9 protein-coding genes (1 of these 9 only partly in view) are annotated in these 25868 nt (G+C 68.5%); 7 read left to right on the forward strand and 2 right to left on the reverse strand.

Features of this window, described 5'->3' with window-relative positions; genetic code table 11:
• The 4 genes from ACIA76_RS25565 to ACIA76_RS25580 all read left to right on the forward strand — a co-directional run.
• Window positions 1–19145 carry the end of a non-ribosomal peptide synthase/polyketide synthase gene (locus ACIA76_RS25565; RefSeq protein WP_397154831.1) on the forward strand. Its footprint begins 24787 nt before the window's first position, so 19145 of the gene's 43932 nt are visible here — the last part of the coding sequence; the start codon falls outside the window, past its left edge; the stop codon is at window positions 19143–19145.
• Between the two features lie 135 nt (window positions 19146–19280).
• Window positions 19281–19874 carry a Uma2 family endonuclease gene (locus tag ACIA76_RS25570; protein ID WP_397154833.1) on the forward strand — a complete coding sequence of 198 codons (594 nt, stop codon included), beginning with the start codon at window positions 19281–19283 and terminating at the stop codon, window positions 19872–19874.
• A gap of 123 nt (window positions 19875–19997) precedes the next feature.
• The gene (locus ACIA76_RS25575; protein ID WP_397154834.1) at window positions 19998–20759 is read left to right on the forward strand and encodes an ABC transporter ATP-binding protein; all 762 of its coding nucleotides are present in this window, start codon (window positions 19998–20000) and stop codon (window positions 20757–20759) included.
• The gene (locus ACIA76_RS25580) at window positions 20744–22321 is read left to right on the forward strand and encodes a hypothetical protein (protein WP_397154836.1); all 1578 of its coding nucleotides are present in this window, start codon (window positions 20744–20746) and stop codon (window positions 22319–22321) included. Before ACIA76_RS25575 ends, ACIA76_RS25580 begins: the two co-directional genes overlap by 16 nt.
• On the opposite strand, the gene ACIA76_RS25585 is transcribed toward ACIA76_RS25580, so the two are convergent.
• Window positions 22308–22481 (reverse strand): hypothetical protein, encoded by a 174-nt coding sequence (locus ACIA76_RS25585; protein WP_397154838.1) that lies wholly within the window; start codon window positions 22479–22481, stop codon window positions 22308–22310. The genes ACIA76_RS25580 and ACIA76_RS25585 overlap by 14 nt on opposite strands.
• A 36-nt stretch (window positions 22482–22517) precedes the next feature.
• Between ACIA76_RS25585 and ACIA76_RS25590 the strand changes: the two genes are divergently transcribed.
• Window positions 22518–22991, forward strand: a complete 474-nt coding sequence (locus tag ACIA76_RS25590) for a MarR family winged helix-turn-helix transcriptional regulator (protein ID WP_397154840.1) — start codon at window positions 22518–22520, stop codon at window positions 22989–22991.
• A gap of 4 nt (window positions 22992–22995) precedes the next feature.
• Here the strand turns inward: ACIA76_RS25590 and ACIA76_RS25595 are convergent, their stop codons facing one another.
• Window positions 22996–23946: a helix-turn-helix transcriptional regulator gene (locus ACIA76_RS25595; RefSeq protein ID WP_397154842.1), complete on the reverse strand. Its 951-nt coding sequence runs from the start codon at window positions 23944–23946 to the stop codon at window positions 22996–22998.
• A 63-nt stretch (window positions 23947–24009) separates the two neighbouring features.
• Between ACIA76_RS25595 and ACIA76_RS25600 the strand changes: the two genes are divergently transcribed.
• Both ACIA76_RS25600 and ACIA76_RS25605 read left to right on the forward strand, forming a co-directional pair.
• Complete coding sequence (locus ACIA76_RS25600) at window positions 24010–25155, forward strand: epoxide hydrolase family protein (protein ID WP_397154844.1); 1146 nt, start codon at window positions 24010–24012, stop codon at window positions 25153–25155.
• A 23-nt stretch (window positions 25156–25178) separates the two neighbouring features.
• Window positions 25179–25835: a TetR/AcrR family transcriptional regulator gene (locus tag ACIA76_RS25605; RefSeq protein ID WP_397154846.1), complete on the forward strand. Its 657-nt coding sequence runs from the start codon at window positions 25179–25181 to the stop codon at window positions 25833–25835.
• The last annotated feature ends 33 nt before the right edge of the window (window positions 25836–25868 follow it).

Here is a 25868-nt window from a genome sequence, read left to right on the forward strand (position 1 = left end):
ATCCGGAGTCGGTGATCGCGCGGCAGATCTCGTATTGGGGTGCGAGTCTGCGGGGGTTGCCCGAGCAGTTGGATCTGCCGTCGGATCGGCCGCGTCCGGCCGTGGCGTCGGGTCGCGGGGCCACCTATTCGTTCCGGATCGATGCCGATACTCATGGGCGGCTGGCGGATCTGGCCCGTACGCGTGGTGCGACGTTGTTCATGGTGACTCATGCGGCGTTGTCGGTGTTGTTGTCGCGGTTGTCGGGTGAGCGGGATATCGCGATCGGTACGCCGATCGCGGGTCGTGGTGAGCGGGCGCTGGATGATGTGATCGGGATGTTCGTCAATACGTTGGTGTTGCGGACCGAGGTCGAGGCGGGGACGACGTTCACCGATTTGTTGCGGTCGGTGCGGGCGGGGGATATCGCGGCGTTCGGGCATGCGGATCTGCCGTTCGAGCGGTTGGTGGAGATTCTGAATCCGGCGCGGTCGCGGGCGCGGCATCCGTTGTTCCAGGTGATGCTGGCGTTCCAGAATCTCGGGCAGACCTCACTCGAGTTGCCGGGTTTGACGGCCAGTGGCGTGGATATGCCGATCGATACCGCGAAGTTCGATCTGCAGCTGGTGCTGACCGAGCAGCCGGGTGCGGGGGTCGAGGCGCAGTTCATCTATGCCACCGATCTTTTCGATGCCGACACGATCGCGATGTTCGCGCGGCGGTTCACGCGGCTGCTGAAATTGATTGCGGCGACGCCGGATCGGCCGGTCGGGGATATCCCGCTGTTGGATGCGCAGGAGGCGTTGCAGGAGCTGCGGGGCTGGAACGCGACGGCGCTCGAGCTGTCGGCGGGTGGCACCGTGGTCGAGTTGTTCGAGGCGCAGGTCCGGGCCACCCCGGACGCGGTCGCGGTCGTCGACCGGGAGGCCGGGCAGAGTCTGTCCTATACCGAGTTCGCGACTCGTGTGCATCGGCTGGCGCGGCATCTGGTCGAGTCCGGTGTCGGGCCGGAAACGCTGGTGGCTTTGGGTCTTCGGCGGTCGCTGGACCTGGTCGTGGCCATCTACGCGGTGCTCGAGGCGGGTGGCGGGTATGTGCCGCTGGATCTGGACCAGCCTGCCGAGCGGATCGCGTATGTGCTCGAGACCGCGCGGCCGGTCGCGGTATTGACCACTGCGCGTGACGGTTTCACCGTGGACGAGTTGCCGGTGCTGATCATCGATCGACTCGAGTTGTCGGCGTATTCCGACAGCGCGCTGACCGATGCGGAACGTCGTGCACCGCTGCGTCCGTCCAACCCGGCCTATGTGATCTTCACGTCGGGTTCGACCGGCCGCCCGAAGGGTGTGGCCGTCCCGCATTCGGCGGTGGTGAACCAGATCCGCTGGATCACCGGTCAATACGGCATCAACACCGACGATGTGGTGCTGTTCAAGACCCCCGCGACCTTCGACGTGTCGGTATGGGAGCTGTTCGCCCCGCTGTCGGCCGGCGCCCGGATGGTTGTCGCCACCCCGGACGGGCATCGCGATCCGCAGTACCTCGCCGACGTGATCGCGGCCGAGCGGGTCACGATGACCTCGTTCGTGCCGTCGATGCTGACGGTGTTCGCCGCGAGCGTGGACCGCGCTGCGGTGTCGTCGCTGCGGGTGCTGCTGATCGCCGGTGAGGCGTTCACCGCCGATGCGGCGCGACAGGCCCAGGCCCTGAGCCCCGATATCACCTTGTACAACCTGTACGGGCCGACCGAGACCACCGTGCACGCCACGCACGCCTCGATCGGCGAGGCTGTCGCGGGTGCGATCCCGATCGGTATGCCGGTGTGGAACACCCAGGCGTATGTGCTCGACGGCCGTTTGCATCCGGTGCCGCCGGGTGTGGCGGGTGAGCTCTATCTCGCGGGCGAGCAGCTCGCGCGCGGCTACTTCGGCCGCACCGATCTGACCTCGGATCGCTTCGTGGCGAACCCCTTCGGGGCCCCGGGGGATACCTCCGGCGGCTCTCGGATGTACCGCACCGGCGACCTGGTCCGCCGTGCCGCGGATGGTCAGCTCGTGTACCTGGGCCGCACCGACTTCCAGGTGAAGCTCCGCGGCCTGCGTATCGAACTCGGCGAGATCGAAACCGCCTTGACCGCACACGAATCCGTGGCTCAGGCCGTCGCGCTGGTGCGTTCGGACGCGCGGACCGGTGATCAGCTGGTCGGCTATGTGGTGCCCGCCGAGGGCGAGATCGACCTCGACGCGCTGCGGGCGCATCTGGCGCGGCAGCTGCCGTCCTATATGGTCCCGGCCGCGATCGTGGTGCTCGACGCCATGCCGCTGACCCCGAACGGCAAGCTCGACCGCCGTGCCCTGCCCGAACCGGCCTTCGAGGCGCGCGAATTCCGTGCCCCGGCCACGCCGATCGAGGAGATCGTCGCCGCGACCTTCGCCGAGGTGCTGGGCCTGACCGAGCCGGTCGGTGTCGACGACGAGTTCTTCGAACTGGGCGGCAACTCGCTGATCGCGACCCAGGTCGTGGCGCGTCTGGGCGCGGCGCTGGACACCCGCGTGCCGGTGCGGTTGCTGTTCGAGGCGCCGTCGGTGGGTGCGCTGGCCGCGCGGATGGAAAGCCATGCCGGATCCGGTCGTCGCCGTGAGCTGGTGGCCGGGCCGCGGCCCGAGGAGATTCCGCTGTCGCTGGCGCAGCAGCGCATGTGGTTCCTCAACCGCTTCGACACCGCCAGCGCGGTCAACAACATCCCGCTGGCCGTGCGGCTGTCCGGTGATCTGGACACCGACGCGCTGCGCGCGGCCGTCCGCGATGTGGTCGACCGGCACGAGGTGCTGCGCACGGTGTACCCGGAGACCGCCGACGGTCACGGCACCCAGGCGATCCTGCCGATCGGTGCGGAAATCGCGGGGCTGGAAACGATTCCGGTGACCGAGGCCGACATCGCCGAGCGCATCGGCGAGGTCGTTCTCACCGGCTTCGACGTGACCACCGAGGTTCCGGTGCGGGCCCGGCTGTTCCGGGTGACCGATGCCGAAATCCCCACGCATGTCCTGGTTTTCGTGGTCCACCACATCTCCGGTGACGGCTGGTCGGTGCGGCCGCTGGCCCGCGACGTGATGATCGCCTACGCCTCCCGCTCGCGCGGTGAGGCGCCGGGCTGGGCGCCGCTGCCGGTGCAGTACGCCGATTACGCGCTGTGGCAGCGCGAGACGCTGGGGTCCGAGGACGATCCGCAGTCGCTGATCGCCCAGCAGGTCGCCTCCTGGTCGCGGAATCTGGCCGGACTGCCGGATCAGCTGGATCTGCCGTCGGATCGGCCGCGGCCGGCCATGGCGTCCAACCGCGGTGGCGTGCACCAGTTCTCGATCGACGCCGAGCTGTTGCGCGCACTGAACGCGCTGGCCCGTGAGCACGGCGCGAGCCTGTTCATGGTCGTGCACGCCGCGTTCGCGGCGCTGCTGTCGCGACTGTCGGGCAGCGACGATATCGCCATCGGCACCGCGGTCGCGGGCCGCGGCGAGGCGGCCATCGACGAGGCGATCGGCATGTTCGTCAACACGCTGGTGTTGCGGACGCCGGTCGCGCCCGGTGACGGCTTCACCGAATTGCTCGCGCGCACCAAGGAATCGGATCTGGCCGCGTTCGGGCAGGCGGATCTGCCGTTCGAGCGGCTGGTGGAGATCATCAACCCGGCGCGGTCGCAGGCGCGGCATCCGCTGTTCCAGGTGATGCTGTCGTTCCAGAACACCGGTGAGGCGTCGTTCGAACTGCCCGGCCTCGAGGTGGCCGGGGTGCCGCTGGACGTGGTGACGGCCAAGTTCGATCTGCATCTGAACCTCACCGAGCGGTTCGACGCGCAGGGCCAGGGTGACGGCATGAGCGCCGAATTCGCCTACGCCACCGATCTGTTCGACGCCAAGACCGTCGCCGCGTTCGCGCGGCGGCTGGTGCGGATGCTGGCGGCGGTGACGGCCGAACCGGCCGTGGCCATCGGCGATGTCGAGCTGCTCGACGACACCGAACGCCGCAAGGTGCTCGACAACTGGAATGCGACCGCCTACGACATCGACCGTGTCGTGCTGGGCAAGTCCGCGGGCAGCCGCGCCCTGACCCTGGCCTCGATGTTCCAGATGCAGGTCGAGCGCACGCCGGACGAGCCCGCGCTGACGTTCGAGGGGACGACCCTGTCCTACGGCGAATTCTCCGAGCGGGTGAATCAACTCGCGCGCGAACTGATCTCGCGCGGCGTCGGACCGGATTCGCTGGTCGCCCTCGGCATGCGCCGGTCGATCGAACTGGTCGTGGGCATGTACGCGGTGACGGTCGCCGGTGGCGCGTATGTGCCGCTGGATCCCGATCATCCGGCCGAGCGCAACCAGTACGTGCTCGAGATCGCGCGCCCGGTCTGCGTATTGACCACCGCGCGTGACGATTTCGCCCCTGCCTTCGGCGGGGCCCATGGGGGCCGGGCCGGGGTGGATGGGGGCTGGGCTCCGACTCTCGAGATCGACAGCCTGGACGTGTCGGGTTACTCGGCCGAGCCGATCACCGATGCGGATCGCGTTGCGCCGCTGCGCCCGTCGAATACCGCCTACGCGATCTTCACCTCGGGTTCGACCGGCCGCCCGAAGGGCGTCGCGGTCACGCACGACGCGATCGTGAACCGCCTGGTGTGGATGCAGGACGAATACGATCTGTACTCCGACGATGTGGTGCTGCAGAAGACCCCCGCCACCTTCGACGTATCGGTGTGGGAGTTCTTCTGGCCGTTGCAGATCGGCGCGCGGCTGGTCGTCGCGAAGCCGGAGGGGCATCGCGATCCGGCATATCTGGCCGAACTCATCGCCGCCGAGGGCGTGACCACCGCGCACTTCGTGCCGTCGATGCTGTCGGTCTTCGTCGCCGAGGAGCGCGCGGCCGAATGCACCACCCTCGGCAACGTCTTCGCCTCCGGTGAGGCGCTGCCCGCGCCCACCGCGCAGAGGCTGATCGAGCTGACCGGTGCGCGGCTGCACAACCTGTACGGCCCGACCGAGGCCGCGGTCGATGTGACCTATCACGAGGTGACCCCGGCCGACACCGTCTCGGTGCCGATCGGCCGCCCGGTGTTCAATACCGGTGTCTACGTGCTGGATTCGCGCCTGCATCCGGTCGCGCCCGGTGTCGCGGGTGAGCTGTATCTGGCGGGTGCGCAGTTGGCCCGCGGCTACATCGCGCGGCCGGATCTGACGGCGGATCGCTTCGTGGCGGGTCCGTTCGGGGACGGCGCTCGTATGTACCGCACCGGCGACCTGGTGCGCTGGACCTCGGCCGGTGAGATCGAATACCTGGGCCGCACCGACTTCCAGGTGAAGCTGCGCGGCCTGCGCATCGAGCTCGGCGAGATCGAAGCGGCACTGGTGGCGTTGCCGCAGGTGGCGCAGTCGGTCGTCGTCGTGCGCTCGGACGACCGCCTGGGTGACCAGCTCGTGGGCTACCTGGTTGGGGAGTCGGGAACCGCTGTCGACATCGAGGCGGTGCGTGCGGCGCTGTCCGACGAACTGCCCGCGTACATGGTCCCCTCGGCCTTCGTCGTCCTGGAGGCCTTCCCGCTCAACGCCTCCGGCAAGCTGGATCGCAAGGCGTTGCCCGCGCCGGTGTTCGAGGCCAAGGTGTTCCGGGCGCCGTCGACGCCGATCGAGGAGATCGTCGCGGGCACCTTCGAGGATGTGCTCGGCGTGACCCGGGTGGGCGTGGACGACGACTTCTTCGCCCTCGGCGGCAACTCGCTGATCGCCACCCAGGTGACCGCGCGGCTCGGCGCCGCGCTGGATATCCAGCTCGTGGTCCGCGATCTGTTCGAGGCCTCGACCGTCGCGACCCTGGCGGCCCGGCTCGAACAGGGCGCCGGTTCCGGTCGCACCCGGCCGCGCCTGGCACCGGGCGAACGGCCGGAACGGATTCCGCTATCGCCCGCGCAGCAGCGCTACTGGTTCCTCAACCAGTTCGACACCGAAACCTCCGCGGTCGACAACATCCCGCTGGCCGTGCGGCTGTCGGGCACGCTCGATGTGACCGCACTGGAACAGGCCATCGGCGACGTATTCGCCCGGCACGAGGTGCTGCGCACGACCTATCCGGGCTCGCCCGAGGGGCCGCACCAGGTCGTGCTGCCCGCCTCGACGACCGCGCCGTCGCTGACCCCGGTGCAGGTCGACGAGGCCGAATTGCTCGACCGGATCATCGAATTCGCGCTGACGACCTTCGATGTGACCGTCGAGGTGCCGCTGAAGGTGGCGCTGTTCCACGTGACCGGCGCGGATGAGCATGTGCTCGCCTTCACCGTGCACCACGTCGCCGCCGACGGCTCGTCGATGGGCCCCCTGGCCCGCGATGTGATGGCCGCCTACGTGGCGCGCGCCGAGGGTGAAGCACCGCAGTGGACTCCGCTGCCGGTGCAATACGCCGACTACGCGCTGTGGCAGCGCGCGGTGCTGGGCTCCGAGGACGATTCGGAATCGCTGGCCGCACAGCAGGTGTCGTACTGGACCACCGCGCTGGCCGGGCTGCCCGATCAGCTGGAGCTGCCCACCGATCGGCCGCGCCCGCCCGCACAGTTGTTCCAGGGCAAGGCGATCCGCTTCGATATCGACGCGCGCCGGCACGCCCGCCTGCACGAGCTGGCGCGGGCCAGCAACACCTCGCTGTTCATGGTCGTGCACGCGGCGCTGGCGGTGCTGCTGTCGCGGCTGTCGGGCACCGACGACATCGCCGTCGGCACCCCGATCGCCGGTCGCGGTGAGCGCGAATTGGACGATCTGATCGGCATGTTCGTCAACACGCTGGTGTTCCGCACCCGCGTGGACGGCGGCGCCGGATTCGCCGAGCTGCTCTCGGAGGTGCGTGAGCGCGACCTCGAGGCCTTCGCGAATGCCGATGTGCCGTTCGAGCGGCTGGTCGAGGTCATCAACCCGGTGCGCTCCACCGCGCGCAATCCGCTGTTCCAGGTGGGCCTGTCGTTCCAGAACCTGGCCGAGACCACCTTCGAACTGCCCGGCCTGTCGGTGAGCGCGGTCGACTTCGATTCGCAGCTGGCCAAGACCGATCTACACGTCACGCTGTACGACCGGTACAACGAGGACGGCACCCCGGCGGAGATCGTCACCGAATTCGGTTATGCCGTGGACCTGTTCGACGAGGCGACCGTGCAGGGCTTCGCCGACCGGTTCGTCCGGGTGCTGGACGCGGTCATCGCGGATACCGCGGTGCGGGTCGGCGATATCGACCTGCTCGACGGCGACGAGAGCGCGCGAATCCTGCGGGCGTGGAACGACACCGAGCATTCGTTGCCCTCGGGCACGCTGGCCGCACTGCTCGACGCCACGGTGGTGGCGCATCCGGACGCCGTGGCGCTGGTCGCCGACGAGTCCGGTTCCGCGGCGCCGCAGGAGGTTCTGACCTATCGCGAGCTCGACGCCCGGGTAAACCGCCTGGCGCGCTACCTGATCGAGCTCGGCGTCGGTGCGGAGGACCGGGTGGCGCTGGCCATTCGGCGCTCGGTGGATCTGGTGGTCGCGATGTACGCGGTCGCCCGGACCGGTGCGGCCTATGTGCCGATCGATCCGGCGCAGCCCGCCGATCGCGTGGAGTACATCCTCGAGACCGCCGCGCCCGTCTGCGTATTGACCACGGCCGCAGAACAATTCGAGCATGACCTCGTCATTCCCATCGATGAGCTCGATCTGTCCGGCCACTCGGATGCCCCACTCGCCGCGGCCGATCTGGTGCGCGACTTCGGCCCGGCCGACACCGCGTACGTGATCTTCACGTCCGGTTCGACCGGACGCCCGAAGGGCGTGGCGGTGCCGCACGGTGCGATCGTCAACCAGTTGCTCTGGGAGACAGCGGAATTCGGGCTCACGGCATCGGATTCCGTACTGCTCAAGACCGCCGCGACGTTCGACCTGTCGGTGTGGGAGTTCTGGACGGCCACCGTCTGCGGTGGCCGCCTGGTCATCGCCGCGCCCGAAGGGCACCGCGATCCGGCGTATCTGAACGAGCTCATGCTCACCACCTCGGTGACCACGCTGCATGTCGTGCCGTCGATGCTGGACGCGCTGCTCACCGACGCCGATGGGGCGCTGAGCGATTCGCTGCGGCGGGTGCTGGCGATCGGTGAGGCGCTGCCCGCGTCGACCGCGCAGCGGTTCGGTCGCGCGCATTCCGCGGAGCTGTTCAACCTGTACGGCCCGACCGAGGCGGCGGTGTCGATCACCAGCCACCGGGTGACCGAGGCCGATCAGGCGACGGTGTCGATCGGTGCGCCGGAGTGGAACAGCCAGGTGTACGTGCTGGATTCGCGCCTGCGTCCGGTGCCGGTCGGTGTGTCCGGTGAGCTGTATCTGGCGGGTGCGCAGCTGGCACGCGGGTACTTCGGCCGTGCGGATCTGACGGCGGATCGGTTCGTCGCCAACCCCTTCGGGGGCGCCTCCGGCGGTTCGCGCATGTACCGCACCGGTGACCTCGTGGCCTGGACCTCCGACGGCGAGCTGGACTACCGGGGCCGCACGGACTTCCAGGTGAAGATCCGTGGTTTCCGCATCGAGCTCGGCGAGATCGAGTCGGCGCTGCTGCGGCGGGACGGCATCGTCACGACGGCCGTTGTCGCACACAACGATCCGCATACCGGTGACCGCCTGGTGGCCTACATCGTCTCGGCCGAGCCGGGTGAGCTGGACAAGCAGGCCCTGCAGTCGGCGCTGGCGGCGGAGCTGCCGTCGTACATGGTGCCGTCGGTGTTCATGCGACTGGACGCGTTGCCGCTCAATGCCAACGGCAAGCTGGACCGCAAGGCGCTGCCGGAGCCGGTGTTCGAGAAGGCCGTGTTCCGGGCTCCGGTCACGCCGATCGAGCAGATCGTGGCGAGCACCTTCGCGGACGTGCTGCGGTTGGACAGCGGTGCGGTGGGACGCGACGACGACTTCTTCGCCTTCGGCGGTAACTCGCTGCTGGCGACGCAGGTCGCGGCGCGGCTGGGCGAGGCGCTCGATACGCGGGTGCCGGTGCGCCTGCTGTTCGAGGCGTCGACGGTGGCCGCGCTGGCCGTGCGGGTGGAGCAGCATGCGGGCGCGGGCGGGCGCAGGGCGCTCACCGCGGGCCCGCGGCCGGAGCGGATTCCGTTGTCGCTGGCACAGCAGCGCATGTGGTTCCTCAACCGATTCGACACCCAGTCGGCGGCCTACAACGTGCCGATCGCGGTGCGGCTGTCCGGGGATCTGGATGTGGCGGCGCTGCGGGCGGCGATCGTGGATCTGGTGGCGCGCCACGAGATCCTGCGCACGATCTACCCGCAGACGGCCGACGGTCCCGTCCAGGTGATTCTGCCTGCGGCCCAGGCGGTTCCGGAACTGGAGATCCGCACGGTCGCATTCGACGACGTAGAGAACGCCGTGGTCGCGCTGACCAATACGATCTTCGATGTCACCGCCGAGGTGCCGGTCAAGATCGCGGTATTCGAGATCGACGGTGCCGCAGGCGAATACGTCCTGGCGATGGTGGTGCATCACATCTCCGGCGATGGTTCGTCGGTGGGTCCGTTGACTCGGGACCTGATGACCGCGTATGCCGCGCGTTCGATGGGTGAGGCGCCGGGCTGGGCGCCGCTGGCCGTGCAGTACGCCGACTACTCGATCTGGCAGCGCGAACTGCTGGGCAGCGACGACGATCCGGAATCGTTGGCGGCCAAGCAGGTGGAGTACTGGAAGACAGCGCTGGCCGGGCTGCCGGATCAGCTGGATCTGCCCTCGGATCGCCCGCGCCCGCCGGTGCAGTCGTTCGCCGGTGGCAAGATCGACGTGCGCGTCGACGCCGAAACCCACCGGGCGCTCATCGAATTGGCGCGCACCGAGGGCGCGACGTTGTTCATGGTCGTGCATACCGCGCTCGCGGTGCTGCTGTCGCGGCTGTCGGGCACCGGTGACATCGCGATCGGCACGCCCATGGCCGGTCGTGGCGAGGCGGTCCTGGACGATCTGATCGGCATGTTCGTCAACACCCTGGTGTTCCGCACCCTGGTCGAGCCCGACGAGCCGTTCGCCGAACTGCTGGCCCGCCAGCGCGAGACCGACATCCAGGCCTTCGCCAATGCCGATGTGCCGTTCGAGCGGTTGGTCGAGGTGCTCAACCCGGTCCGCTCCACCGCGCGGCATCCGCTGTTCCAGGTGGGTCTGTCGTTCCAGAACCTGGCCCAGTCCAGCCTGGAGCTGCCGGGTCTGCGGGTGGCGGGTCTGGACTTCGACACCCGGATCTCGCAATTCGATCTGCATCTGATCGCGACCGACCGCTACGGTCAGGGCGGCGAGCCCGAGGGCATCACCGGCCTGTTCACCTATGCCGCCGATATGTTCGAGCGGGATACGGTGCAGGGCTTCGTGGATCGGTTCGTGCGACTGCTCGGCGAGATCATCGCCGCGCCGCGGACGGCCGTCGGCGATATCGAACTGCTCGCCCCCGCCGAACGGGCCGAGGTGGTCGAGGCGCGCAATGCCACCGTGCGCCAGACCGATCGCGCGCAAACCCTGGCCTCGTTGCTGGCCGCGACGACCGCGGCGAATCCGACCGCGGTGGCGGTCATCGGGCCGGACAGTGCGGTGCTGACCTATGCCGAGCTCGATCGCCGGGTGAATCGTCTGGCGCGGCATCTGATTTCGCTGGGCGTCGGGCCGGAGTCGCGGGTGGGGTTGGCGTTGCGCCGGTCGACCGATCTCGTGGTCGCGATGTATGCGGTGACCGCGGCCGGTGGCGCGTATGTGCCGGTGGATCCGGATCAGCCCGCCGAGCGGACCGGCTACATTCTGTCCACCGCCGCGCCGGTGTGTGTGCTCACCAATGCCGCCGCGGAGTTCGATACCGATGTGTCGCCGCTGGTTCGGATCGATGAGCTGGCTTTGAGTGAGCTCGCCGATGCCGCCATCAGCGACGCCGAGCGGGTATCCCCGTTGCGTCCGGAGAACACCGCGTATGTGATCTTCACGTCGGGTTCGACCGGTCGCCCGAAGGGTGTGGCCGTGCCGCACGCCGCGGTGGTCAACCAGTTGCTCTGGAAGACAGCTGAATTCGGCCTCGATGTGGACGATGCGGTGCTGTTGAAGACCGCGGCGACATTCGACCTGTCGGTGTGGGAGTTCTGGTCCGCCGCCGTGTCGGGCGGTCGCCTGGTGATCGCGACGGCCGACGGTCACCGCGACCCGTCGTACCTGAACGAGCTCATGGCCCGCGAGGTCGTCACCACACTGCATGTGGTGCCGTCCATGCTGGACGCGCTACTGGTGGAATCGGCTGGGGCACTGTCGCGTTCGCTGCGCCGCGTGCTGGCGATCGGTGAGGCGCTACCCGCGTCCACCGCGCAGCGCTTCCGCCGAGACAACGCGGGCGAACTGTTCAACCTCTACGGTCCGACCGAGTCCGCCGTCTCGATCACCAGCCACAAGGTGACCCGCGCCGACCAGCTGTCGGTGTCGATCGGCGCGCCGGAGTGGAACAGCCAGGTGTACGTGCTGGATTCGCGCCTGCGCCCGGTACCCGATGGTGTGTCCGGTGAGCTGTATCTGGCCGGTGCGCAGTTGGCCCGCGGCTACTTCGGCCGCGCGGATCTGACGGCGGATCGGTTCGTGGCGAACCCCTTCGGGGCCCAAGAGGGGGATTCCCACGCCTCTCGCATGTACCGCACCGGTGACCTGGTCGCCTGGCACAACGGTGAGTTGGAATACCGGGGTCGCACGGACTTCCAGGTGAAGATCCGCGGTTTCCGGATCGAGCTCGGTGAGATCGAGGCCGCGCTGCGGGCGTTGCCGCAGATCGCGCAGACGGCCGTTGTGGCGAGGTCGGATGAGCGTGCGGGCGATCGGTTGGTCGCCTACTTGGTCCCGTCGGGTGCGGATGTGGATGTGGCGCAGGTGAAGTCGGCGCTGTCGGCGGCGTTGCCGTCGTACATGGTGCCGTCGGCTTTCGTGGTCCTGGATGCGCTGCCGTTGAATGTGAACGGCAAGTTGGATCGGAAGGCGTTGCCGGAGCCGGAGTTCGAGAGTATCGCGTTCCGGGCGCCGTCGACTCCGATCGAGGAGGTTGTGGCGTCGGTGTATGCCGATGTTCTCGGTGTGGATCGTGTCGGTGCCGATGACGACTTCTTCGCCCTCGGTGGTAACTCGTTGCTGGCCACCCAGGTCGCCGCCCGCATCGGCGCGCTGCTGGACACCCGGGTGCCGGTGCGCGCGCTGTTCGAGGCGTCCACGGTCGCGGGCCTGGCCGCCAAGGCCGAGCAGCAGGCCGGCGCGGGCGGCCGTCCGCCGCTGGTGGCGGGGCCGCGCCCGGATCGGGTGCCGCTGTCGCTGGCGCAGCACCGCATGTGGTTCCTCAACCAGTTCGACACCTCGTCCTCGGTGGAGAACATCCCGGTGGCCATCCGGCTCTCGGGCGAGCTGGATGTGACGGCGCTGCAGCGGGCGGTCACCGATCTCGTCGCGCGGCACGAGGTATTGCGCACCCTGTATCCGGAAACGTCGGAAGGCCCTGTGCAGCGGGTGCTTTCACCCGCCGAGGTGCCGGTGGATCTGACGCCGGTGCGGATCGGCGAGGATCGGGTGCTGGCCGAGGTGGCGCAGCTGGTATCGGCCGGATTCGACGTGACCACCGAGATTCCGTTCCACATCAGGCTGTTCCAGGTCACTCCGGCCGAACACGTGCTGGTGTTCGTGGCGCATCACATCAGCGCCGACGGCTGGTCGATGGGCCCGCTGACGCGGGATCTGATGGTGGCCTACGTATCTCGCTCGACCGGCGAGGCCCCCGCCTGGGCGCCGCTGCCGATCCAGTACGCGGATTACTCGGTCTGGCAGCGCAATCTGCTCGGCTCGACCGACGAACCGGACAGCCTGCTGTCGATCCAGGCCGAGTACTGGCGCAAGGCTCTGGCGGGTGTCCCCGACGAGCTGAACCTGCCGACCGACCGGCCGCGCCCGACGGTGCAGTCGTTCGCCGGTGGGCGCGTGGTGTTCCCGATCGGCACCGATCTGCATCAGTCGCTGCAGCGGATCGCCCGCGAGCAGAACGCCACGCTGTTCATGGTGGTGCACGCGGCGCTGGCGGTCTTCCTGGCGCGCATGTCGGGCACCGAGGACATCGCGATCGGTACCCCGATCGCGGGCCGTGGCGAGGCCGAACTCGACGATCTGATCGGTATGTTCGTCAACACCCTGGTGCTGCGCACCCATGTGCAGGGTCATCTGACCTTCGACGAACTGCTGGCGCAGGCCAAGGATGCCGACCTGCAGGCGTTCGCGCATGCCGACATCCCGTTCGAGCGGCTGGTCGATCTGCTCGATCCGGAGCGCTCCACCGCGCGGCATCCGCTGTTCCAGGTGGCGCTCTCGTTCGAGAATCTGCCGGAGAACTCGTTCGAACTGCCCGGATTGCATGTCCAGGCCGTCGATTTCGATGTCGATATCGCGAAATTCGATCTGTCGCTGACGATGCGGGAATCGGCCGACGAGGCCAACGGCATGTACGCCGAATTCTCCTTCGCCCGTGACCTGTTCGACGATGCGACCGTCGAGGTGTTCGCACAGCGATTCCTGCGCCTGCTCGGGGAGATCGCGGGCGATCGCTCCGTCCCGGTCGGCGATCTGCCGCTGCTGGCGTCCGGTGAATACGATCTGCTGACCCATGTGCACGGCGACGAGGTCATGGCGACCGGCCTGCTGCCGGATCTGATGACCAACGGCCTGCGGCTGGGCCGGGATCGAATCGCGGTGCGCTACAACGGCCGTTCGATCACCTACGGCGAGATCGACGAGCAGTCCTCGCGCCTGGCGCGGGTGCTCATCGACCGCGGCGTCGGGCCGGAGAAGCTGGTCGCCGTGTCCTTCCCGCGCACCTATGAGATGGTGCTGGCGGTCCTGGCGATCACCAAGGCGGGTGGCGCGCATGTGCCGGTCGATCCGACCTATCCCGAGGATCGGGTGCGGCATATGCTCACCGATTCGGCGGCGGTGCTCGGCATCACCGGTGCGACGCACGTCGCGGGCCTGCCCGATGATGTGAACTGGCTGGTGCTCGACGATCCGGCGACCGACGAGCTGTGCGCGGCACGGTCCGCTGAGCCGGTCACCGACGCGGATCGCCTTGCGCCGCTGCGGATGTCGCATCCGGCGTACGTGATCTACACCTCCGGCTCGACCGGTAAGCCCAAGGGTGTCACCGTGACCCACGCGGGTCTGGGCGGCCTGGCCGACGTGGCGACCGGGCTGTACGGGCTGGAGCCGCAGCATCGGTTCCTGCACATCTGCTCGCCGAGCTTCGACCCGTCGGTCCTGGAGTGGGTGTGCGCCTTCTACATCGGTGCGACGTTGGTGATCGTGCCGGGCGCCATCATCGGCGGCCCGGACCTGGCCGAGCTGTTGCGCACCGAGCAGGTGACGCACACCATCATCACCCCGGCCGTACTGGGCACGATGGATCCGGCCGGACAGCAGCAGCTGCTGGTCACCTCGGTCGGTGGCGATGTCACCACGCCGGAACTGCTGGCCAAGTGGCAGCCGGGCCGCAGGTACTTCAATGCCTACGGACCGACCGAGACCACGATCATCTCCTCCTACGCGCGGTCGTTCCCGGGTCGCCACATCACCATCGGCACGCCGGTGCACGGCATGTCGGCGCTGGTGCTGGACTCGCGGCTGAATCCGGTGCCGCCGGGTGTGGCCGGTGAGCTGTATCTGGCCGGTGGCGCGGTGGCCCGTGGCTACCAGAACCGTTCGGGCCTGAGCTCGGAGCGGTTCGTCGCCAATCCGTGGGGTGAGCCGGGCGCCCGGATGTACCGCACCGGTGACGTGGTGCGCTGGTTCGCCGAATCCGAAGAGCGCCAGGGCAATCAGGCGTTGCCGGAGGTGCCCTGGGAACTCGACTACGTGGGCCGCTCGGACTTCCAGGTGAAGATCCGCGGCTTCCGCATCGAGCTCGGCGAGATCGACGCGGTGCTGGGCCGTCATTCCGATGTCGAGTTCGCGTTCACCATGGGCCGCGAGACCGCCGCGGGCGCGACGATTCTGGTGTCGTATGTGCTCGGCGCCACGGGCCGTGCGGTGGATCCGGCGCGGTTGACCGAATTCGTGGCGCGCACGCTGCCGCCGCATATGGTGCCGTCGGCGATCGTGGTGCTCGACGAGATCCCGCTGACACCGGTCGGCAAGCTGGACCGCCGGGCACTGCCCGAGCCGGAGCTGGCGCCGCGCGAATTCCGGGCCCCCGCAGGGGAGATCGAGACGATCATCGCCGCGGTGTTCGCCGAGGTGCTCGGCGCGGACCAGGTCGGCCTGGACGATTCGTTCTTCGCCCTCGGTGGCGACTCGATCCTGTCGATCCAGCTGGTGTCGCGGGCCAAGGCGCGCGGCGTGGTGTTCACCCCGCGCGATGTGTTCGAACGGCGCAGTGTGGCCGCCCTGGCCGAAATCGCCACCCTCGCCGGAGAATCCGAGCAACAGCGCCTGCCGGAGCTGCCGGGCGGCGGCGTGGGCGAGATCCCGCTGACGCCGATCATGACCTCGATCCTGTCGAGCGGGTCGACCTACGAACGGTTCTCGCAGTCGATGGAGCTGCGGGTGCCGGACGGGATCGACCGGCAGACCCTGGTCGCGACCATCGCCGCGGTCTTCGATCATCACGATGTGCTGCGGGCTCGGCTGCGGCGTGACGAATCCGGGCAGTGGGCGTTCGAGGCGCTCGCGCGGGACGGCGTCGATGTGGATGCCCTGGTGCATCGCGTCGAGCTGCCCGGCGACATCTCCGATGCGGAGCTGACCCGGCGGGCGAGTGCGGAATACGATGCGGCACTGGGCCGATTGGATCCGGCGAATGCCGCGATGATCCAGTTCGTCTGGTTCGCGTTCGACTCCGGTGACGCGAATCCGGAGAGCCGGGTCCGGCGTGATGTGCTGCTGGTCGTGGCGCACCACTTCGTGGTCGACGGCGTCTCCTGGCGCATCCTGATCCCGGATCTCGCGGTCGCCTGGTCGCAACTGGTTGCCGGACAGCAGGTTTCGCTGCCCGCCAACGGGACCTCGATGCGGCGCTGGGCGCATGCGCTCGTCGATGCGGCTCAGGATGCGGCGCGGATCGCGGAACTGCCGTTCTGGCAGCAGGTTTCGGCCACGCCGGATCCGCTGCTCGGCAGCCGCGCATTCGATCCGGCCATCGATACGTTCGCGACCGTGGAGCGGGTCGAGGTCAGCCTCCCGGCCGATGTGACCGACGCCGTGCTGACCGCGATCCCGGGCCTGTACCGGGGCGGGGTCAACGACGGCCTGCTGTCGGCGCTGGCGCTGGCGGCCTCGCGGTGGCGCGGCGGGAAGTCCGGCGATGCGACGCTGGTCAAGCTCGAGGGCCACGGCCGCGAGGAAGATGTCGTCCCCGGTGCGGATCTGTCGCGCACGGTCGGCTGGTTCACCAGCGCGTATCCGGTGCGGCTCGATCTGGCGGGCGCGGATCTCACCGACGCGTTCGCGGGCGGAAACGCCCTGGGCGAGATCGTGAAATCGATCAAGGAGCAGCTGCTGGCCGTGCCCGACAAGGGCCTCGGCTACGGCCTGCTGCGGTATCTGAATCCGGAGACCGCCGATCAGCTCGGCGGCGCGGGGCAGATCAGCTTCAACTATCTGGGTCGCGTATCCGCCGGTGAGATTCCGGAACAGCTGGCCGAGATCGGCTGGGTGCCGGTCGCGGATCTGGGGCGTCTGGACGCCGAGATGGATCAGGACATGCCCGCCAACGCGACGATCGATATCAACGCGATCGTCACCGACGGCACGGACGGTCCGCAGCTGGGCGCGTCCTTCGCCTTCCCGTCGGGTCTGCTGACCCGCGAGCGGGTGCGGGAGTTCGCTGATCTGTGGGTGGCCGCGCTGACCGCCCTGGCGCGGCATGCGCGGGGTCCGGCGGCCGGCGGCCTGACGCCGTCGGATCTGCCGCTGGTCGCGGTCGAGCAGTCGGATATCGAGGTGTGGGAACGGGATTACCCGGGCCTGGGCGATGTCTGGCCGCTGTCGCCGCTGCAGTCGGGCCTGCTGTTCCACGCGATGATGACGCAGGCGACGGTCGACGTGTACACGATGCAGGCGGTCGTCGATCTCGGTGGCACGCTGGACATTCCGCGGTTGCGGTCGGCGGCCCAGGGCATCCTGGACCGTTATCCGAACCTGCGCACGGCCTTCGTCACCGATTCCGACGGCCACGCCGTACAGGTCGTGCTCGACCGGGTCGAGGCGCCGTGGCGTGAGGTGGATCTCACGCATCTGCCCGAGGGCGGGCGGCTCGCGGAGCTGCAGCGCCTGGTCGATGTGGATCGCCATACCCACTTCGATATGGCGGTCGCGCCGCTGATGCGGTTCACGCTGTATCGGACGAGCGAGGCGCAGTGGCATCTGGGCATCACGACCCACCACATCCTGCTCGACGGCTGGTCGATGCCGCTGCTCATGCGGGATATGTTGGTGCTGTACGCGGTGCGCGGCGATCAGACCGCGCTGCCGCGGGTGGCGTCGTATCGCAGCTTCCTGAGCTGGCTGGCCGGGCGCGATCGCGAGGCGTCGCTGCAGGCCTGGGCCAAGGCGCTGTCGGGCGCCGACGAGCCGACCGCCCTTGCGCCGCAAGCCCGGACGACCGAGCAGTACGAGATCGGCAAGCTGGTCACCGAGATCGATGCCGACCGCACGCGCCGGCTCACCAAGCACGCCGCCGAACTCGGCGTCACGGTGAATACGCTGGTGCAGGCGGCCTGGGGCATTCTGCTCGGGCGGCTCACCGGGCGCGGCGATGTGGTATTCGGCGCGACCGTATCGGGTCGTCCGGCGGAGCTGCCGGGCGTGGAGTCGATGGTCGGCCTGTTCATCAACACGCTGCCGGTGCGGGTGCGGGTCGATGATCGGTTGTCGGCCGGCGAACTGTTGCAGCGGTTGCAGCACGATCAGGCCGGTCTGCTCGAGCATCACTACGTCGGCCTGACCGATATTCAGCGGATCGCCGGCGCCGGAGCGCAATTCGACACCCTGCTGGTGTTCGAGTCCTATCCGATGGATAAGGAGGCGATCGCCGCCGCCAGCTCCATCGACGGCATGTCGGTGACCGGTGTGGGCATCAACGATGCCACGCACTATCCGCTGACACTGCTGGTGATCGCGGAGTCGACGATCGAGCTGACCTGGAAGTATCTGGGCAGCCGGTTCACCGCCGACGAGGTGGCGACCCTGTCGGGCCGGATGCTGCGGGTGCTGGACGCGCTGGTGGGCGATTCGGACGCGCTCGTCGGGGATATCGATATCCTCGATCACGCCGAGCGGGCCCGGATCCTGGCCGAATCCGGTGTCACCACAGGCGAATCCGCGCCCGAACCCGCCCGGGTGGGCGCGCGGACGGTCGCCAAGGCGCTGGGCGAGGTCGTCGAGGAGGATCCGCAGGCTCCCGCGCTGCTGGTGGGTGGCGCGGAAATCCAGTACCAGGTGGTCGATTCGCGGTCCTCGCAGCTCGCGCGGGTGCTGATCGAACGGGGCGTGGGACCGGGCGATATCGTCGCGGTCGCGCTGCCGCGCTCGCTGGATGCGGTGGTCGCGCTGTGGGCGATTCAGAAGGCGGGCGCCGCGGCACTATTCGCCGACGGGCTGTCCTTCGGCGATATCGTCTCGGCCGGAGCGGGTTTCGGCATCGCGCTGGAACCGGCGGCCAAGTCGGTCCGCTGGCTGGTCCCGACCGATCCGAAGGTCCAGGCGGATATCGCTGCGGCCCCGGCACATCCGGTCTCCTACGCCGACCGGGTCCGCCCGCTGCACGAGGACCATCCGGCCTTCGTCCTGCGCGGCGCCGACGGCGCCTGGCTCACCCTGACCCAGGACCAGGCCCTCGACCGAGCCGAATCCCTGCGCACGGATAACGAGATCGACTACGAGTCGACCACGTACACCACCTCCGCCGCCGGGGCGGCGGCGCTGGCCGAATTCCTGGCCAGTGCCACGGCCGGTGCGTTGTCGGTGCTGCCGAGCGGGGAGGTCGAGGGCGATCTCGCCGATGGCGAGGTGACGCATTGGTTCGTCACGGCCGAGGAGGCGACGGAATCGGGCGATGACGAGATTCGGGTCGTTGTAGTCGAGTAGGCCTGTCGGCCGGTGAGGGGCTGTGGGCAAACCTCTCACCGGCCTGGGGCCGACCTGGTCTGGTATAGACTGCGCACAGCAGTCGGAGAATGTCGTTCTTCCTGGCTAGGGGGGTTGGAGGTGGTTTCCGTGGCTATGCCCGCACCCGAGGCATCATCGGAGTTCCTGCCTGCGTCTGATCGGTGGACCGCTGCCGACCTCGATCGCCTGCCCGAAAACGGACTCAGGTACGAGGTGATGAATGGTCAGCTCATCGTGAACGCCGCCCCCAAGCCCCGGCATCAAGAGCTGCTGCTATGGCTGTCGGCCGCGCTGCTCTCGGCGATGCCCCCAGACTTCTGGGTGCTGCCCGGCGTCGGGGTTCTGATCGGCGACGACGAGCCCATCCCTGATCTCGTTGCCGGGCAGAAGACTGTCGACAAGGACGCGCGTGGCGTGCCTGCCGAGCATGTCCTCTTGGCAGTCGAGATCGTGTCGGCCTCGACGACGATGATGGACCGCATGGTCAAACCCGCTCTGTACGCCGAGGCCGGCATCGCCAACTACTGGCGTATCGAGGTCAACTCCTTCAAGGGACGTCTGCCGAGTGAACAGCTTCCGGTGTTGTTCGCTTACGTTCTCGGTGACGACGGCGAATATGGCCTGACTCACCGCATCCCGGCGGGCGAATTGGTGACTCTCCGCTCACCCTTCGAGTTCACGATCGATCCGGCCACTCTGTTGCGGTAGCCGTTTGCCGGTTTTGCCGCACTGGTCGTTGCCGGCGCCTCGACACGCGCGCGCAACGGGTGGGGTGGGGATAGCGATTCCGTATGGTGTGCGCATGTCTCAGCGGGTTGGAGGAGGGGAGTCATGGATAACTTGCCGGCGTTGGAATTGACCGGGCTGTACAAGGGGTTCGGTGGGCCCTGGGTGGTGGACGGGGTGAATCTCGTTGTGCCGCCGGGGTCGTTCTTCGGGTTGGTCGGGCCGAATGGGGCCGGTAAGACGACGACGCTGTCGATGGCCGTGGGGTTGTTGCGGCCGGATGCGGGGCAGTCGCGGATCTTCGGATTCGATGTCTGGTCGGATCCGGTGCACGCCAAGACCATCGTGGGGGTGCTGCCCGACGGGCTGGCGCTGCCCGAGCGGCTGACCGGGCGCGAATTGCTCACCTACACGGGGCTTTTGCGCGGTATGGCGGCGGGGACGGTGGCCGAGCGAGCCGCGGAGCTGTTGAGCGTGCTCGAACTCGACGGGGCCGAGAACACGATGGTGGTCGACTACTCCGCGGGTATGCGTAAGAAGATCGGGCTGGCGACCGCGCTGCTGCACGCGCCCAAACTGCTGGTGCTCGACGAACCCCTGGAGGCCGTGGATCCGGTGTCCGCCAGGACGATTCGCACGATTCTGCAGCGGTTCGTGGCGGCGGGCGGATCGGTGGTGCTGTCCAGTCATGTGATGGCGCTGGTGGAGGATCTGTGCGATCGGCTCGCGGTGATCAACCGCGGTCAGGTGGTCGCGGCGGGCACGGTCGACCAGGTTCGCGGCGCGGGGACGCTGGAAGAGGCGTTCGTGCGACTGGTCGGCGGCCGGATCGGCGGCGACGAGGGGCTGGCGTGGTTGGCGTCCTGATTCGCATGCGCTGGCGGCTCACCCTGCGCTCGATGAGCAGCGGCCGGGCCTCGGTGGCGTTCTGGCTCGGCGTGGTCGTCGGGCTGATCGCGGCGGTCGTCACCGCCGCCCTGATGTTCGCGGCCGGCTACGCCTGGGACGCGCGCGCCGCGACCAATGCCGCCGCCGCGCTGTACGCGGTGTGGACCCTCGGTTGGATCTGCGGGCCGATCCTCACCGGAAGCAGCGACGAAACCCTGCAGCCCGAACACTTCCGACTGCTGCCGCTGAGCTATCGGCAGCTGGCGAGCGGGCTACTGGCCGCCGCGTTCACCGGCCCCTCGGCGATCGTGAATCTCGTGGCGTTCGGCGGGCTGGTGCTGGTGGCCGTCCAATTGGGCGTGCTGCCAACGATTTTCGCGATCCTCGGCGCGATCGCGCAGCTGGTCTTCGTCGTGCTGCTGTCGCGGGTGCTGCTGGCCTGGATCGGCGCGGCCATGCGGTCGCGGCGGGGTAAGGATCTGGGCGTGGTGCTGGCCGCGATGACCGGCCTGGCGTACTACCCGATCCAATTGCTGATCAGCTACGTCGGGCCGCGGCTGGAACATGCCTCGCGGCCGGTGGCATTGGCGCTGCGGATTCCGCCCTCGGGCTGGGCGCCCTATGCCGTCGAGGCGGCGCAGCGCGGTCAGTGGTGGCTGAGCCTGGTGGCGGTGGGCGGGTTGCTGCTGCTGTCGGTGGTGCTGTGGCAGGCGTGGGCGGTGCTGCTGCGGCGTCGGCTGACCACGGTCGAGGCCGCGGCCGGGCAGGTGCGCGTGAATGCCGGTGGCGGCGTGCTGGATCGGCTGTTACCCGCCGATCCGCTGGGCGCCGTTGTGAGCAAGGAGCTGCGGGCATGGTGGCGCGACAGTCGGCGGCGCGCGGCGCTGCTGCCGCTGATGCTGATCGGAATCGTGGTGCCGATCTTCCTGTGGTTGCAGCACAATCAGGGCGCGCTGCCGTTCGCGGGCGCGTTCGTGGTGTGGATGGCGGCCATGGCCAGCGCCAACATGTACGCCTTCGACGGCACCGCGATCTGGCAGACGCTGGTGATTCCCGGCGCGATCCGGGCCGATGTGCGCGGCCGCATGCTGGCCTGGGTGATCATCGTCGCGCCGTTCGGCCTGCTGCTCACCCTGATCCTGCCCGGCGCGGTCGGCATGGCCAAGCTCTACCCCTGGAGCCTGGCAACCCTGCCGGTGCTGCTCGGCGTCGGCATCGCCACCGCCATCTACCTGTCGGTCTACGCGGCGTATCCGCTTCCCCAGCAACGGGGTAACCCGCTCGGTGGCGGCGGCGCGAACCCCGGCTGTGGCCGCGCGCTGATCCAGGTGATCGTCGGCCTCGGCCAGATCATCCTGTGCGCACCGGTGATCGTCGTCCTGGGAATCGGTGCGTACCTGCACAATTGGCTCATCCAGTGGTGCGGGGTGCCGGTAGGCATCGCACTCGGCCTCGGCGCGGCGGTGTTCGCATCCCGAATAGTCGAGAACCGTTTGTCGTCCCGGGGGCCGGAGCTGCTGGCGGAGATCAAGCCTCGGTGAGCGATGCGGGCACCCTGGCGACGTCGAATACCGCGTCGAAACCGTCTGTGCCGCGTAGCCATTCGTTGATTTCGCGGCGGACGGGTATGCCGGTGTCGGCGTAGTTGCGTTGAGGAATATCCCCGAGGGGGAGGTATTCGAGATATGTTCCGCGTGTCAACTATCCGCGTGGCAATGGGTCGCTAGGGTGGGTCGTATGGAGCATGTGGACATGTTCGACGACCCTCGGCTCACCGATGTAGGCCTGCTGTTCGAGGCGGGTAGGGGTCTACGGATGAGACTCGAGCCGACCTGGACCGCGAACGGGTTGTCGCTGTTGGACTTCATCGCGCTCATGCGCCTGAGCCGCTCGCCGGGTACGCGGCTGCGCATGACCGATCTCGCTGCCCAGACCCAGCTTTCGACCAGTGGCGTCACCCGCCTGGTCGACCGGCTCGAGCGCAACCGCCTGGCGCGGCGCGAGGCCGATCCCGGCGACCGGCGCACTTCCTATGCGGTGCTCACGCATGCGGGCGCGGCCCGGCTGGCGAAGGTGCTTCCGGAGTATCTGGAGGTCGTCGACCGATGGTTCTTCGGCCCGTTGACCCCCGAGCAGCGCGACGGCCTGATGGCGGCCCTGCGCATCATCCGCGATGCGTCGTTGCCCGAGGCATCGGTGATCTCGGACTGAGAACTCAGTCGATCGCTGCGATCATCCGCCCGGCCATCACCCGGATATGGTCGATCAGCTCCGGCGGTTCCTGCACTCGGAACGGAAAGCCGAAAAGCCCGGTGTAGAGCGCCAATGCGTCGAGTGACGGCGCACCGGTATGCAGCAGGCACCGGTGCTCGTCGATCGCCTCGATGACACCGACGGTCGGCGGAATGCGATCGGCCGCCTCGGCCGCGGACACCTCGAGGATGAACCGCGCTCGATAGCGATACGGCGCGGTGCTGATCCCGTAGGAGACGAATGCGGCCGGATCGAGCTCGGGCACCGCGCGCGGTGCGAAGCGGGGGCCATGGGGTGTGCGCGGTCGCAGGCGGTCGACACGGTATGTGCGCCAATCGTTTCGGTCGATATCCCAGCCGAGCAGATACCAGTGCCGCCCGGTGTGCACGAGTCGATGCGGTTCGGCGGCGCGGCGAATGTCGTTGCCGCCGTGCGTGACATAGTCGAAACGGAGCTGTTCGCGATCGCGAATCGCCGCGGCGATCGTGCTGAGAACTTCCGGATCCACGACCGGAGTCCCGGCCGGCATGCTGACCGTGGCGTCCTGCAGCGCCCAGACCCGGCGACGCAACCGGGTGGGCAGGATCTGCTCGAGTTTGGCCAGCGCGCGCAGCGAACTCTCCTCTATCCCGGCGATGGTGCCGCCCGCCGCGGTGCGCAGCCCCACGGCGACGGCGACCGCCTCGTCGTCGCTGAGCAGCAGCGGCGGCAGTTTCGTGCCCGCGCCCAGGCGATATCCGGCCACGCCGGGCACCGCGCGGACCGGATAGCCCAGACCGCGCAACTTCTCGATATCCCGCCGGACCGTCCGCACATCGACGTCGAGCCGTTCGGCCAGTTCGGCGCCGCTCCACTCGCGGGGCGTCTGCAGGAGCGACAAGAGTTCGAGCAATCGCGCTGAGGTCTCCAACACGGTTTCCATTCTGCCCGTTAGCTAGGACGGAAGTTGTCCTAGCCGCCTTCTAACGTCGTATCCATGAGCGAGGAGATCACCCCCTTCCGGATCGACATCCCCCAGCAGCAGCTCGACGATCTGCGCACCCGGCTCGACAACGCCCGCTGGCCGCGGCCGCTGCCCGGCGACGATTGGGATACCGGCGTGCCCACCCACTGGCTGCGCGAGCTGGTCGACCACTGGCGCACGGGCTACGACTGGCGAACCGCGGAGGCGCAGTTGAATTCCCATCCGCAGTTCACCACCGAGATCGACGGGCAGCGCATCCACTTCCTGCATGTGCGCTCGCCGGAACCGGATGCGGTGCCGCTGCTGCTTACCCACGGCTGGCCCGGTTCGGTGGTCGAATTCCTCGACGTCATCGGGCCGCTGACCGATCCGGGCGCGCACGGCGGTGATCCGGCCGACGCCTTCCACCTGGTGATTCCGTCGCTGCCCGGATTCGGATTCTCCGGTCCCGTGGCCGAATCCGAATGGGGCAGAGATCGAATCGCCCGGGCGTGGGCGCGGCTCATGGATCGTCTCGGCTATCGGCGATACGGCGTGCAGGGCGGTGATATCGGCGCGGTGGTGAGTCCCGAGGTCGCGCGGGCGGCGCCGGATCGGGTGATCGGTGTGCACGTCAACGGCGGCCCGAACCTCCCACCGTCCACGATCCCGGCGGCCGAACTCGCCGAACTGACCGATCTCGAACGCGATCGGATCGATCGGATCGCGGCCTTCATGCGAGAGGAGTTCGGCTACATCGCCATTCAGTCCACTCGTCCGCAGGCCCTCGCCTACGGTCTGGTGGATTCGCCCGTGGGACAGCTCGCCTGGATCATGGACAAGTTCCGCGAATGGACGTATCCGCGAAATGTGCTGCCCGATAAGATCATCGACCGCGACCGTCTGCTGACCAACGCGATGATCTACTGGCTCACCGGTACGGCCGGTTCCGCGGCCTACGTCGGCTACGCGCAGCGCCGGGTCGCCCCTGGGGCGAATTCCGGTGTGCCGACCGGCGTCATCGCCTTCGCGCACGATGTCTGCGTCCGCCGCTATTGCGAGACGGCCAACACCATCACGCGCTGGGTGGACGTGGACCGCGGCGGGCATTTCGCCGCCCTGGAGGAGCCGGAGCTGTTGGTCGCCGATATGCGGGAGTTCTTCCGCGAGCTGCGCTGAGCCCATGGTTCAGAATGGGTGCCGTGACACAACTCGGCCCCGGCCGCCCCCGCCTCGAGCCGCGCAGGCGCCACGGTCCGACGCCACGCGCCGAAATCCTCGATGCCGCCGCCGAACTGTTCACCACCAGGGGCTATGCCAGCACCTCGACGCGCAGCATCGCCGACGCGGTCGGCATCCGGCAGGCCTCGCTCTATCATCACTTCGCCGCCAAGGATGACATCCTCGACGCACTGCTGGACGAAACCATCACCGGCCCACTGGAATTGGCGCGAAGGCTGCGGGCGGATCCGGCTCCGCCCGCGGTTCGGCTGTATGCCCTCGCGCGGTTCGACGTCCACCAACTGTGCGCCGGGCGGTGGAATCTCGGTGCGCTGTATCTGCTTCCGGAGCTGCGTGCGCAACGGTTCGAGGGATTTCGCCGCCGCCGCGACGAATTGCGCGGCCACTACGAGGAACTCGCCGCGGCGGTCGCGGCCGGGTCCGCGCCGCCGCAGGCGTGGGTCCTGCCGTTCCGGCTGGTCGAATCAGTGATCAACATGCGCTCCGACGACGGCGTCGCGCCCGCCTCCGCGCCGCGGCTGATCCCCGACGCCGTGCTGTATCTGCTGGGGCGGCACGATGATCCGGCCGAGATCAGGGCGGCCGCCGAGGACCTGCTGGCCCGGCTGGAGAGCTGAAACGACCGAATTCCGTTGCGCGCCGGGCGATCG

This window comes from Nocardia sp. NPDC051570, from assembly GCF_044454005.1.
GTDB lineage: Bacteria > Actinomycetota > Actinomycetes > Mycobacteriales > Mycobacteriaceae > Nocardia.

Coding starts and splice junctions, on each gene's coding strand:
- ACIA76_RS25575 (WP_397154834.1), top strand. CDS start 19,998: ATGGATAACTTGCCGGCGTTGGAATTGACCGGGCTGTACAAGGGGTTC.
- ACIA76_RS25570 (WP_397154833.1), top strand. CDS start 19,281: ATGCCCGCACCCGAGGCATCATCGGAGTTCCTGCCTGCGTCTGATCGG.
- ACIA76_RS25590 (WP_397154840.1), top strand. CDS start 22,518: ATGGAGCATGTGGACATGTTCGACGACCCTCGGCTCACCGATGTAGGC.
- ACIA76_RS25600 (WP_397154844.1), top strand. CDS start 24,010: ATGAGCGAGGAGATCACCCCCTTCCGGATCGACATCCCCCAGCAGCAG.